At 72.1% G+C, this 12,203-nt stretch carries 14 protein-coding genes; 5 read left to right on the top strand and 9 right to left on the bottom strand.

The features are described from left to right. Positions 1 to 42: 42 nt before the first annotated feature. On the top strand, positions 43 to 1,116 hold the full coding sequence (locus ACFV3E_RS11950; protein WP_500534554.1) for a PP2C family protein-serine/threonine phosphatase: 1,074 nt from the start codon (positions 43 to 45) through the stop codon (positions 1,114 to 1,116). On the opposite strand, the gene ACFV3E_RS11955 is transcribed toward ACFV3E_RS11950, so the two are convergent. From ACFV3E_RS11955 to ACFV3E_RS11965, 3 genes are all read right to left on the bottom strand, one after another. Further along, positions 1,117 to 2,118, bottom strand: coding sequence for a helix-turn-helix domain-containing protein (locus ACFV3E_RS11955; RefSeq protein WP_500534555.1), 1,002 nt, complete (start codon positions 2,116 to 2,118; stop codon positions 1,117 to 1,119). A gap of 464 nt (positions 2,119 to 2,582) precedes the next feature. Then, positions 2,583 to 3,242: a hemerythrin domain-containing protein gene (locus ACFV3E_RS11960; protein WP_500534556.1), complete on the bottom strand. Its 660-nt coding sequence runs from the start codon at positions 3,240 to 3,242 to the stop codon at positions 2,583 to 2,585. A gap of 350 nt (positions 3,243 to 3,592) precedes the next feature. Beyond that, entirely contained in the window at positions 3,593 to 4,066 is a 474-nt protein-coding gene (locus tag ACFV3E_RS11965) for a cupin domain-containing protein (protein WP_500534557.1), read from the bottom strand. On the opposite strand from ACFV3E_RS11965, the gene ACFV3E_RS11970 reads away from it, so the two are divergent. Then, on the top strand, positions 4,065 to 4,613 hold the full coding sequence (locus tag ACFV3E_RS11970; RefSeq protein ID WP_500534558.1) for a YciI family protein: 549 nt from the start codon (positions 4,065 to 4,067) through the stop codon (positions 4,611 to 4,613). The two genes, ACFV3E_RS11965 and ACFV3E_RS11970, sit on opposite strands and share 2 nt — an antisense overlap. Positions 4,614 to 4,686: 73 nt before the next feature. Here ACFV3E_RS11970 and ACFV3E_RS11975 read toward each other — a convergent pair whose 3' ends face one another. From ACFV3E_RS11975 to ACFV3E_RS12000, 6 genes are all read right to left on the bottom strand, one after another. Beyond that, complete coding sequence (locus ACFV3E_RS11975) at positions 4,687 to 5,628, bottom strand: hypothetical protein (protein WP_500534559.1); 942 nt, start codon at positions 5,626 to 5,628, stop codon at positions 4,687 to 4,689. Between the two features lie 123 nt (positions 5,629 to 5,751). Next, complete coding sequence (locus tag ACFV3E_RS11980; RefSeq protein WP_500534560.1) at positions 5,752 to 6,594, bottom strand: alpha/beta fold hydrolase; 843 nt, start codon at positions 6,592 to 6,594, stop codon at positions 5,752 to 5,754. Beyond that, entirely contained in the window at positions 6,591 to 7,187 is a 597-nt protein-coding gene (locus ACFV3E_RS11985) for a TetR/AcrR family transcriptional regulator (RefSeq protein WP_500534561.1), read from the bottom strand. Before ACFV3E_RS11985 ends, ACFV3E_RS11980 begins: the two co-directional genes overlap by 4 nt. 167 nt (positions 7,188 to 7,354) lie before the next feature. Next, positions 7,355 to 7,780 carry a hypothetical protein gene (locus tag ACFV3E_RS11990; RefSeq protein WP_500534562.1) on the bottom strand — a complete coding sequence of 142 codons (426 nt, stop codon included), beginning with the start codon at positions 7,778 to 7,780 and terminating at the stop codon, positions 7,355 to 7,357. Between the two features lie 92 nt (positions 7,781 to 7,872). Next, positions 7,873 to 8,364, bottom strand: coding sequence for an FBP domain-containing protein (locus ACFV3E_RS11995; protein WP_500534563.1), 492 nt, complete (start codon positions 8,362 to 8,364; stop codon positions 7,873 to 7,875). 120 nt (positions 8,365 to 8,484) lie between these two features. Continuing rightward, positions 8,485 to 9,288, bottom strand: coding sequence for an SDR family NAD(P)-dependent oxidoreductase (locus ACFV3E_RS12000; RefSeq protein WP_500534564.1), 804 nt, complete (start codon positions 9,286 to 9,288; stop codon positions 8,485 to 8,487). A gap of 102 nt (positions 9,289 to 9,390) precedes the next feature. Between ACFV3E_RS12000 and ACFV3E_RS12005 the strand changes: the two genes are divergently transcribed. From ACFV3E_RS12005 to ACFV3E_RS12015, 3 genes are all read left to right on the top strand, one after another. Then, entirely contained in the window at positions 9,391 to 10,233 is an 843-nt protein-coding gene (locus ACFV3E_RS12005) for a helix-turn-helix transcriptional regulator (RefSeq protein WP_500534565.1), read from the top strand. A 189-nt stretch (positions 10,234 to 10,422) separates the two neighbouring features. After that, positions 10,423 to 11,529 (top strand): sensor histidine kinase, encoded by a 1,107-nt coding sequence (locus tag ACFV3E_RS12010; protein WP_500534566.1) that lies wholly within the window; start codon positions 10,423 to 10,425, stop codon positions 11,527 to 11,529. A 235-nt stretch (positions 11,530 to 11,764) separates the two neighbouring features. Beyond that, a complete protein-coding gene (locus ACFV3E_RS12015; protein ID WP_500534567.1) occupies positions 11,765 to 12,196 on the top strand; it encodes a hypothetical protein in 432 nt (143 codons plus the stop codon). Positions 12,197 to 12,203: the final 7 nt, after the last annotated feature.

The raw sequence follows: 12,203 nt of genomic DNA on the forward strand, positions 1-12,203 counted from the left end.
CGGCTCCCGGCCCCGCGCACGAACTCCAAGGGAGTGATGCCGATGCCGGACATCGAACAGTTCGAGGAGGAGCCCGACGACGGGCGGCCGACACGGCACTTGGCCGTTGTGGGCGGCGTGGCGTGGATGCTCGCCGTGACCGCGGTGTGCGTGATCCTGCCGTTGTACGCCCATCCGAGTCTCGCGTGCGGACTCGCTCCGCTGGTCACCGCGGGGGTCGTGGCGGTGGTGATGGCCCGCATGAAGGACCGGTACCGCCACGGGGCGGCGCGGGCGCGCGCCGTGTCGGACACGGTGCGGCGGACCCTGCTGCGACCGCTCCCCGAGCGGGTCGGGGCGCTGGGGCTCGCCTCCGTCTACCGGGCCTGCGGCGGGCGGGGACAGGTCGGCGGGGACCTCTACGCCGTCGCGCGCAAAGGCGGGACGACCCGCCTGATCATCGGTGACGTGTGCGGCAAGGGCCTGCCCACGTTCGAGGACGTCGCGGCCGTGCTCGGGGCCTTCCGCGAATGGGCCCCGCGTGCGGCGACCCTGGAGGAGCTGTCGGCGCGGCTGGAGGAGAGCTTCCTGCGCCACCTGGCCGAAGTCGAGGGCGCCGTCCGCGACACGGACGAACGCTTCGTGACCGCGCTGCTGTTGGAGGTACGGGACGGCGAGCGGTTCGCCCGCATGGTCAACCACGGCCATCCGCCGCCCGTACGGGCCCGCGGGGGGAGCGTCGCCCTTGTGGCGGGCTGCCCGTCACCCCCGCTGGGACTGCGTGCTCTGCGGGAATGCGGGGCCATCGAGGAACGCTTCGAACTGGCCCCCGGAGACACGCTGTTGCTCTACACCGACGGGCTCGTCGAGGCCCGCGACGCCGCGGGGCACTGCTACCCGCTGATGGACCGCGCGACGGCGTGGCGGTGGGTCCGGCAGGGCTCGGCCCACCACGAATGCCTGCCGGAAGCGCTCGGGGAGATCCTCCGGGACCTCGTCGACCACGCCGGTGCGCTCCCGGAGGACGATCTCGCGATGGTCGCGCTGACCCGGATGGAGGAGCCGGCCGCCGCCGCGCTGCCCCGGCCCGCCGGTGAGGCCCTTGGCGAGGACGCGGGGCAGCTGCGGCAGGACTGATCACCTGTCGGTCTGCTGGGCTAGGCCGGCTGCCTGGAAGGGTGCGACCTGCAGGGCGCCGGCCTGCCGCCACTCCGCCGGGGAGAGACCGTAGACCGCCCGGAAGGTGCGGCTGAAGTGCGCGTGGCTGGCGAAGCCCCACCGGTGCGCGATCGCCGCCACCGTCTGTCCCGCGAGCTCCGGCCGTACGAGGTCCCTGCGGCAGGCCTCCAGCCTCAAGCGCTGGATCCAGCGGCCGACGGTCATGGGCTCGTCCTGGAAGAGCTGGTACAGGTAGCGGACGGAGATGTGGTGCGCGATCGCGATCGACGCCGGGGAGAGCGCGGGGTCGTCCAGGTGGGCTCGGACGTACGCACGCACGCGCTGCAGCAGGGCCCGCTCCACCGCGGCCTGCTCCCCTGAGGAGCCCTCCAGGGCGACCAGGGCCGTCAGCACGTCGACGATGCCCTGCCGCAGGAACCGCTTCGCGTCCTGTGCGCAGATGCAGTGTTCCGTCGTCGTCACGAGCCCGTCGACGTATGAGGCGAGGATCCCGCCGATTCCGTGGCCGGGGGAATAGGTCCGGCCGGTGGCCAGGCGCAGGAGCGAGTCGGGGAGGTCCAGCAGCCGGCGCGGGACCGTGGCCACGTGCTGCTGGACGGGGCCGGCGAAGTCCAGGACGTACGGCCTGCTGCTGTCGAGGATGACGAGTTCGCCGGTGGCCACCAGCGTCTCCCGGCCGTCCTGGGCCGCGACGCTGCCGCCGGCGTGTTGCAGGCTCACGATGAGCGAGCCGTCGCCGTCGGCGGCGATCAGCGGCGCGGTACGCGCCATACGTTGCGGGCTCGCTTCGAGGAAGCCGGCCTGGACGCCGGCGACGCAGGTCCGGCGTATCGCCCCGTGGAGCTCGGCCGTCCCCTCGGTGCGGATCTCCAGCCGGGTGAACGCCCTGCGTACGGCGTCCCTCCAGTACTCGGTCCGCTCGGCGGGCGGTTGGATGTCCGTGCAGAATGCTTCGATCACGATGTCCTCGCGAACTGTGAGGAGTTGCCCGGTTCCCCGGGGCCCTGGCGGCGCTTTCCGCGTCACGCGCGGCCCACTCGGGGAACCCCCATCGCGGCCACCGTAGGGTCCCGCCGAGGCCATCGGCTGCCCTTACCGCGGGGAGTGCGGGACACCCGCAGACATTGTGGGGACATCCGCAAACATGAATTCCCTTTATTGGGATATTTATCACATAAAGCAATATGCAGGCGAAATGTATATTGAGAGAAATGTCACAATTGATTCATATGCGCGAACCGGATGCCGAGTGGAATCGGAATGGGGCGGGATCGTGTCGTCGTATTCGGTGGGAGAGGTGTCCGGCAGGGAAAGCGAACGCATCCGCCCGCACGCGCACGGGCCGTTCCTCCGGACCGCGCCGGGGCCCAGGTCGGTGCCTCGGCCCCGGCGCCCCGGTCCCGGCCGGGGAACCGGCGGGTGTGTCAGGAGCCGACGCGCGCAGGCCTGACCGTTCCGTGGACCTGCCGGGCGTGGGACGCGTACCGGCGGCGTCCCAGGACGGGGACGATCAGCCGGACGGGCAGCGGGGCCGTCGCCAGCACCGCCTTGATGGTCTCCGGGTCGCCCTCGTACATCGCCATGCCGAAGACGAGCGGCAGATCCTTCTTCGGCGTGCTCGCCATCCCGTGCTCGCCGAGTTGGTGCCACTCCGCCGCGGTCACGTACTTCGCGGCCAACGGCAGGATCTCCTTCTCCTCCAGCGCCATGTGCCGGACGAGCACGGTCAACAGCCGCTCGAACGCGTCCGCGAGCTCCTCGCCTCCCCGCCCCGTGGAGCGCCATCCCCCGAGCAGTCCGGTCACCTCGCCGTGCAGTGCGTCGATGGCGTGGTGCTGCTGCTCCATCGTCGGCACGAGGGCCTCCGCCTCCACACCGGCGCGCTCGGCCAGCTTGGGCCACAGCAACAGGTCCTCGCCCTCGTGGTGCGTGTGCAGGACCCGGCACACCAGCGCCGCGTGGGCACCGATGACCTCCGCGCGCCGGGCGTCGCCCGGTGCGGCGGACCGGATGAGGTCGGGAAGCAGCCTGAACTCCCGGCGCAGCGCAGTGTGGGCCATGTACATGTCGCGCGTATCGGCCATGGGTTCATTGACGAGTGGAGCCATTGTCTCTTCCTTGTGCGGCCGCCTGGCATCCCGGGAAGGGATGACGCGGCCCGTGTCGGGCATGGCCCTGCGCGCGGGCCGACGGTCCGGTGGCATACGGGTCCGTCTGCGGTGGCACCCGGCGGGTGCCACCGGGCGCCACGGAATGCGCAGGGTGATCGGGGCAGGGGTAAGCACAGGTCAGAGGCCTCGTCCGCTGCCCAGACCACTGTGGCACCGGTGCCGGGGCTGCCGCATGCGTCAAATGCCCCTGCGCCGCGGCCGCCGCATGGGTCGTCTGACCTCGTCCCCGCTGGTGAGGTGTTTAAGCCCGGGGGCCGGACCCGTCATTCGGGGAGGACGACGTTCCCCATGGCCTCGTTGACCGCGATCATTTCCGGAGTGAAATCCTCCGGGGTCCACAGGCGCGGCGAGTGCCCGGGCAGCGGGTCGTCCCCGAAGTCGAGGAAGAAGTTCTCGGGGCCGCCCGGGGTGAAGAAGAAGGCCATCTTGGCCTCGCTGTCGCTGATGTTCTTGAACCGGTGCCGCACACCACGCGGAACGAAGACGAAGTCTCCCGCCGACGCGACGAAGGTGTTCTCGCCGTCCAGGAACTCCAGCTCTCCCTCGAGGACGTAGAACGCCTCGTCGTTGTGCTCGTGGAGATGCGCTATCGGTCCGTTGCCCGGGGGCACGGTGGCGACGACGAAGCCGAGCCGGCCGCCGGTCTCCTTGCTGTTGACCTTGACCGCCTTGGCGCGGCCGGACGGCGCCGGTGCGTGCGAGCGGGCCGGGCCTGCGCTGGGGGAGAGTGTGCGCATGGAGTTCTTCTGCTACCACCGTGACCGGCCCGCTTCGCTGACGCTGCGTCAAGAACTACTGGAGCAGCACTGGTCGTACATGGACCAGTACGAGAAGGAGATGATCGCCCGCGGCCCGACCCTCACCGCCGAGGACGGCGAGCCCACCGGCAGCGTGCACATAGTCGGCCTGCCGAACGCTGCCGCTGCCCGCGCGTTCGCCTTCGACGAGCCCGGCTACCAGGCGGGCGTGTACCGGGACGTGCTGGTGCGCCGGTGGCGCAACCTGCTGGGGCGCACCATGTGGGACTTCCCCGGTGGCCGTACCGGCGGCAACCGGTACCTGGTGCTCGGCCTCGGCACGGGCCGGGGAGCCGACCTCGTCGTGCCGCCCACGCGGGACGACCTGATCGCGTACGGGCCCCTGCTGTCCGACGACGGCAGCACGTGGCTCGGGACGGCGGCACTGGTCCGGGCGCCCGACGGGGACGCCGCACGCGCTGTCCTGACCCCCGGCGCGTACGCCGGGATCGAGGTCCACAACTGGCAGTTCGGGGGCCGGTCGTGAGGTGAGGGGGCCGGGGACTCCGGGCCGTCAGGCCTGGAGCGCGAGGGCCGGGCGTGACCCTCCAGGGTTCCGGTCAGGGGTCCGGATCGTCGAGGCGTGCGATCAGCCGGTCGGCGTGGGCGGCCGCTTCATGGGCCCGGCGGCGGGCGTCGCGGGCGGCCTTGTCGGTCTCACGCAGTAGTCGTCGGGCCTGGCCCTGGCCGTCGCGGGCTGCCCGTACGGCCTGCTCCGCGTCCTTGACCTGCCCGAGCAGTCCGTCGAGGCGGGCCTGGGCCTCGTCGCGGTGCCGGTCCGCCGCGTCCAGGTCTTCCCGGGCGGCCGCTGCCTCGCTTTCCCGGGCCTCGGCTTCCTGCTCCGCCCGGCGGGCCCGCTGTCCGGCCTGCGCGGCTTCCTCGCGTCGGCGCTGTCGCTCCGCATCGTGGCGGGCCCGCTCCGTGTCCTCGGCGGTCCGTGCCGGTTTCTTCTTCGCCCGTACGGGGGCGGGTGGTGTGCGGTGCGTGCCCTGGGCGGTGGTGGCCCGGCCGGTGATGTCCACGGTCGCCGACAGCGGCTTGGTCAGGCGGCCCTCCGTGAACGCCGCGCCGGCGTCGGGGTCGGCCAGTGCGGCGTGCAGGGTCTCCTCCACTTCCTGCACGGCTTGGCCGGCGAGGGGCTGTCCGGCTTCCGCGGCCAGTCGTCCGGCTTGCCCGGACAGTGCCTGCACGAGCTCCCGCTGCTGCCGGTTGAGCCGGCGGAGTTGTTCTCCGTCCAGGCTGCGGTGGGCCTGCCGCAGTGCTTCGCCGAGTTGGAGGAGCGGCCCGATCTCGTCCCGGCGTTCGCGGGCCAGCAGATTGGCGGCCCAGGCCGAGGTGGTGGGCTTGCGCAGGGCCGCGATCCGGTCGGCGAGGGGCCGGTCGCCGGCCTTCCTGGCGGCCTGCGCGTACGCGTTGCGGGCGGCGGTGAACTGCGCGGGCGGCAACCGGTACAGCTCGTCGGCGACCGAGTCGAGGTCGGCGGGAGCGTCCTTGCCTGCCACGGTGCACCACCTGCCCGGCCGTCGGCCCCGCACGGGGCGCGCCGGGGACCGTTGCCGCCCATCGAACAACCGCCCCGGCCGCCCCGCAGCCGCACCGCGCCCAATCGGGTCGGGGACGCGGGTCTACTGGGTGCCGAGGGCCTCGCGGAGGTGCTCGCCGAACTCGGTGGGGTGTGTCGTCAGGCCGATGTGGCTGCCGGGGAAGTACCGGAGTTCCGTGCCGAGGTGCTCGGCCAGGGAGGCCACCGCGCGGTGGGGGAGCTCGCCGCGCGAGTCCTGGCCGGCGGCGAGCACGATCCGGTCCGACAGCGCCTTGAGGCGGTCGGTGTCGGGGGCGTAGGACATGAAGGCGGGCACGATGCGGCCGACGAAGAGGGGCAGGTTGCCCATGGTCCGCTCGACCCGCGACGCCGCTCGTGGCGGCAGCTTGATCTCGGGCTTCGGGCCGGTGGTGTCGTCGTCCTTCTTCATGCCCTCGGCGAACGCGGCCATCGCCGGCTTGAGGCCTTGGGTGCGGAAGGTGTCCTGCACGCGGGCGACGAGTGCGCGGTGTTCGGATGCGTCGGGGAGGACGTCCACGACCGGCGGTTCGTGCGCCACGAGGCGTGCGACGCGTTCGGGGTGGGTGGTGAGCAGGTGGAGGGCGGTGATCGCGCCCGAGCTGGCGCCGAAGACACGGGCGGGTTCGTCGGGCGAGAGCAGGTCGAGGACGTGGAGCGCGTCGTCGGCGTGTTCGGCGACGTGCTGTTCCGCGTCGGGGTCGTCGAGGGTGCTGCGGGACATGCCGCGCGGGTCGTAGGTCGCGACCGTGTACGCGGCGGCCAGGTCGTCGGCGATGTCGTCGAAGGTCGCGGCGCCACCGGTTCCTCCCGCGATCAGGAGCAGGAGGGGGCCCCGGCCGCGGACTTCGTAGTGCAGGGTCGCGCCGTTCACGCGCAGGCTGCCGGTGGAGAGGTCGGTCGTCATGGGGCTGCTTCTCCTTCTCGGGACGGGGGCCAGTGCTCCAGGAGGTGGTGCAGGGCGTCGAGGGCGCGGAGCCAGGATTGCTGCGGTGAGCGCCGGTGGGCGAAGCCGCCGGCGGCCTCCAGGGCGACGAACCCGTGGAAGGTGCTGCGCAGCAGCCGTACGGCGTCGGTGAGGTCGGGCTCTGCGAGTCCGTAGGCGCGGAGCATGCCGTAGGTCAGTTCGACGGCGCGTCGTGGTCCGGGGGCCTTGGCGGCCAGTTCGGGGTCGATCTGCAGGGGGGTCTGCGTCGCGGTGTAGCGGCCGGGGTGCTGGTGGGCGTACTCGCGCCAGGCGTTGGCGAACGCGATGAGCGCGTCCTTGCCGGCCCGGCCCGCGGTGGCCTCGGCGATGCGGATGGTCTTCTCGTCGGCGGCCAGGAGCGCGATCCGCCCGCGCAGGTCCTCAAGGTTGCGGACGTGCGTGTAGAGGCTGGCGTCCCTGACGCCGAGCCGCCGGGCGACCTGGGACATGGTCACCTGGTCGAGTCCGACCTCGTCCGCCAGCTCGGCGCCCGCGACGGTCACCCGCTCCGCCGTCAGTCCGGCTCGCACCATGAACCCTCCCGCTTGCTCCTAGGGGTCCTCACTTTAGCCTAGGGATCCTAGGTTGCGTGAAGGGTCATCCGCATGCCCGAGCAGCTTCCCGGCGGGGCGGCACGCGTTCTCTATCCCGAGGTGGTGCGGGCGGGGTCCTTGGCGGGGAGACGGTTCCGCCCGGGATGTCAGCCGTTGTCCCGCTCGGCCGTGGTCAGGTCCTCGGCGAGGCGCCAGCCGTCCCCCGTGGGCTCGAACACGAAGAGGTGGGAGCTCACCCAGGGAATGCCGGCCCTGCGGGTCGTGCCGGAGGGATCGGTGACGTACGGCCTCGTGGACTCGTCGACCCACACCTTGGCCCGGTCGCCGTGCATCTCGACCTGCTGGATGTGGGCGGTGGAGACGGCTCCGTCCCACACCCTGGCCGCTTGCGGATCGGGGCTCCGCCAATCGGCGGTGGGGAGGTCGGTGTCGTGCTGGAAGACCTTTTGAGCCGCTCGCTCAAGCGACGCCCGCTCCGCCGCTTCGACGTGGCGATGCACCACCATCGTGGCCGGCACGGCGGCGACGAGTGCTGCCGCCGCTGCCAGGGCCAGTGCATGCTTCTTGTTCATGGTGCCCCCACCCCGAGCTGCGCGATCCTGCGGGAGCGTAATCGATCATCGCAGGTCAGCGACAGTCCGGCCGGTTTGTGAGGCCGCCTTGTTCACATGGTGACCTTGGCGATGAACGCGGCGAGGTTCGCGACGGTCCGCTGGATCTTCTCCTCCAGGGTGAGCGTCTCGTGGAGCCGCGCGCCGATGCCCGCGTCCTTCATGCCCCGCACGTACAGCGGGCAGGCGAGGTCGCTGCACATGTAGGCGCCCACGGTGTTGCCCTGCTGCCCGGCCTTGCCGGCTTTCGCGGCGACCATGAGCGCTACGCCCCCGGAGTGGGTGGTCAGGCACATCGAGCACATGCTGAGCCGCGCCTGCCAGGAGGCCGGGCCCGAGGTGCGCAGGGCGAGGGCCACCGTGCGGCCGTCCAACTCGGTGGCGAGGTGGGACCGGTCGGGGGCCTGGGGGTCCCGCCAGCCGAGGAAGTCCAGGTCTTCCCACGGCTGCTCGGCCAGGTCACGGGGGACGAACAGGCGCTTGGCCTCGCCCTTGGTGCAGTTCACGAACGCGCTACGGATCTCTTGCTCGGTCAACGGCTTCATGAGCGGCAGGCTAGTTTGCCTAATGCCATTAGGCAAGTTCTTAATTGTCATCGCTGGATGGTAAGAGGCCTTTGGTTCCGGCACCCCCGCCGCCGGGAAGGCGGCGGGGTGCCGGAGGGGTCAGTTCGGGCGGGTGGCGGAGATTCCGCCGTCCACGTAGAGCGTGATGCCGTGGACCATGGCCGCGTCGTCGCCGGCGACGTACAGGACACCCTTGGCGATGTCGTCGGGCCGGATCACCACGCCTGCCGGGGTGGCGGCGGTCATCGCGTCGAGCTCCGCACGCGCCGCCTCGTTGCCCGGCGTGAGGGTCGCCCCGGGCGCGACGGCGTTCACCCGCACACCGCGCGGGCCGTACTCCGCGGCCCAACTGCGGGTGAGCTGCTCGTCCGCCGCCTTGGTCGCGGTGTACATCGCCGCGTAGGGGCTGCCGACCTGGGCCATCCAGGACCCGATCGTGACGATGACGCCGTTGCCCCGCTCGGCCATGGCCGGCGCCATCGCGGCGACCAGCACATGCGGGGCGCGGACGTTGATGGCGAGCATGGCGTCCAGGTCGGCGTCCGGCAGGTCCTCGGTCGCCGTCGCCGGGTAGATGCCCGCGCTGTTGACCAGGATGTCGACGCGTCCGCCGAGCACGTCGGTGGCCTCCGCGGCGAAGGCCCGCAGCTGCTCGTAGCTGCCTGCCAGGTCCGCCGCGACGAAGTCGGCCCGGCCGCCGGCCTGCCGGATGTCCTCGACGACCTCCTTGCCGCGGGATCCCTGCCGGCCGCTGACGACGACGTGGGCACCCTCGCCGGCGAACGTGCGGGCTATCGCCGCACCGATCCCACTGGTCGAGCCGGTGATCACGGCGGTGCGGCCGGCGAGCCGGGAACCGGGGGTGGAGGGTGTGTCGTCTGTGGTGTGAAGAGAAGTGGTCATGGGTCCCTGTCTACGGCGGTCCGCCGGCATCGGGCCAGGTCAGGACGTACCTGGGCATGGCAGGACCACCCAGGGCGACGGCGTGCCGCCTACCCTGGAGCCATGCCGCGCGACCGCGCCGCGCTCGGGGCGTTCCTCCGCTCCCGCCGGGACCGCATCACCCCCTCCCAGGCGGGCATCGAAGCGTTCCCCGGGGCCCGGCGGGTGCCGGGGCTGCGGCGCGAGGAGCTGGCCGTGCTCGCCGGCCTGAGCCCGGACTACTACAGCCGGCTCGAACAGGGACGCCAGGCCAACATCTCCGACGAGGTGCTCGACGCGCTGGCCCGGGCGCTACGCCTGGACGAGGTGGAGCACGCGCATCTCCGTGACCTCGCCGCACCCACCGTGCGGCGGCGCGCCGCGACCCCGCAGTCGGTGCAGCGCCCCGATCCCGGGCTGCTGCGGCTGATGCGCACGCTCGACCACGTCCCGGTCCTGCTGCTCGGCCACCGCGGCGAGGTGCTGGCCCGCAACGCCCTGCTCGTGGAGGTGCTGGGCCGTCCGCTGGAGCCGGGCACGTCGTTCGTCCGCTACATGTTCCAGGACCCGGTCGCCCGCGAACGGATCGTGAACTGGCAGGACTTCGCCTCGGCCACCGTCGCCACGATGCGCCGGGAGACCGCCCGCCGCCCGCACGACAACCGCCTCATCGCGCTCGTCGACGAGTTGCGCACCACCGACGCCGACGTCGCCCGCTGGTGGGACGACCACGCCGTCCGCGACTACGCGTCGGTGACCAAGCGCATCCAGCACCCCACGGCGGGCCCGATGTCCTTCGACATCGAGATCGTCCGCGCGCCCCACGAGCCCGACCAGCGCCTCGTCGTCTACACCGCCGAACCCGACTCCTCCACCGCCCGCGTCCTGCCGCTCCTGGCCAGCTGGAACGCCGCGCCGCATCTCTGACCGGGCCCCGGAAGTTCCGCTTCCTCCTGTTACGATCAGTAACGTTCCTGTTGTCCAGAGGGGACTTGACGGCGCCCCCGCACGTACCGGGCACCGGTCCTCGGTGGCCGGCGGCCTGCACGTCCAGACCCGCGTGACGCCGGGAGAACACGGGCGCGGCATGCGGCCGTCGAGGGACCAGGAGGTCAGGTGAATCTCCGACGCCCGCCGTCCGTCGTCCTTGACGGCGCTTTGGTCCTCGTCGCGCTCTTCGACGTCTGGGTCCATGTCCACATCGACGAACCCTTGCAACTCGCATGCGCGGTGAGCGGGGCCTTCGCGCTCCTGCTGCGGCACGGCCTGCCGCTGCTGACGTTCCTCGTGACCCTGCCGGCCGTCTTCTTCTCCGACGCGATCTTCGCATCGCTCGCAGCGCTGTACACCCTCGCATCCGTGTCGCGCCGGCGCCTCATCCTGGCGCTCGGCGTGGTGGCGTTCACGCTGTGCGACCTGGCGCCGGACCTGTCGGCGGAGGACCTGGTCACCTTGACCTACACGGCGGCGACCGCGGCCGCGGCGGCCTTCCTCGGGCAACTGGTCCAAGCCCGCCGGGACCTGTCGCGACGCATCGTGGAAGTCTCCGAGGCTCGCGAGCACGAACGGCTGCTGATCGCCCAGACCATTCTGGCCGCCGAGCGTGCCCAGCTCGCCCGGGAGATGCACGACGTGGTCTCCCACCAGGTCGGTCTGATCGCGGTGCGGGCCGGCGCCCTGCAGGTCGGTACGGGTGACGCCCACGCCAAGGACGCCGCCGGCACGATCCGCCGGCTGAGTGTGCAGACCCTGGACGAGCTGAGGTACATGGTCGGCGTGCTGCGTGCTTCCGGTGGTCGCCTCACCGAGCTCACCCCGCAGCCGTCCGTGGCCGATCTGGAGCGCCTGGTCGGCGGCAGCGGCATCGACGCCGAGCTGACCGTCGACCTTCCCGTCGACCTCGCCCCTTCCGTGCAGCGCGCCATCTACCGCACCGTCCAAGAAGGGCTGACCAACGTTCGCAAACACGCCCCGGGTGCCGCCACGACCATTCGGGTCTGGCACGCCGATGCGACCGCCCATGTCATGGTCACCAACAGCGCCCCCGACCGGCCGACCTTCCCCTTGCCGAGCGCCCGTTACGGCCTGACGGGCCTGCGCCAGCGTGCGGCGCTGCTCGGCGGCTCCCTCGTCTGCGGTGCCACCCCTGACGGTGGCTACCAGCTGCGTCTGGATCTTCCGGTCGAGACGGCCACGCCTTCGCCGGGCGAACCCGGCCGGTAGCGGGCGGCGTTCCAGGTCCGACCGTCCAGCCCCGGGCCGGTGGGTGTATTGACTCCGCGGCATCGCAGACAGAGCATGGGGGTGGTGGAAATGTGGCAATAAGAGCCAGTTTGTGCATTGCCACGTGATCTGCGGGCTCAATCACCCGCAGCGGGGGCCGGGGCCGCTCGGGCGTGCAGCCGCACGTGGTCCCGCGCCTCAGGTCCAGGAATCAACCTGGCAAGGGAGAGTTGTCATGCGTATTCCCAGGTGGCCCTTCGCCGCGCTGGCCGGCCTCGCGCTTGCCCTGGGGGGTGCGGCCACATCGGCCGTCGCCGCACCGACCGCCTCGCCCGTGTCCGCCGTCAGCCACGGCGGCTGGGGCGGCGGCGATTGGGGTTACGGCTACGGCTACGGCGGCCACGGTCATGGCCACGGTGGGTACGGCGGTCACGGTCACGGCGACCACGGTCACGGCGGTCACGGCGGTGGGGGCTACGGCGGCCACGGTGACGGCGGCTACGGCGGCGGTCATGGTGGCGGTGGTCATGGTGGTGGCGGCTACGGCGGCGGCGGTCACGGCGGCGGCGGTGGCGGTCATGGCGGCGGCGGTGGCGGTGGCGGCCACGGTGGTGGCGGCGGGGGCGGCGGCCACGGCGGTGGGGGCGGCGGTGGCGGCGGAAGGTAGTAGCCCA

It is taken from the genome of Streptomyces sp. NPDC059718, assembly GCF_042733315.1.
Taxonomy (GTDB): domain Bacteria; phylum Actinomycetota; class Actinomycetes; order Streptomycetales; family Streptomycetaceae; genus Actinacidiphila.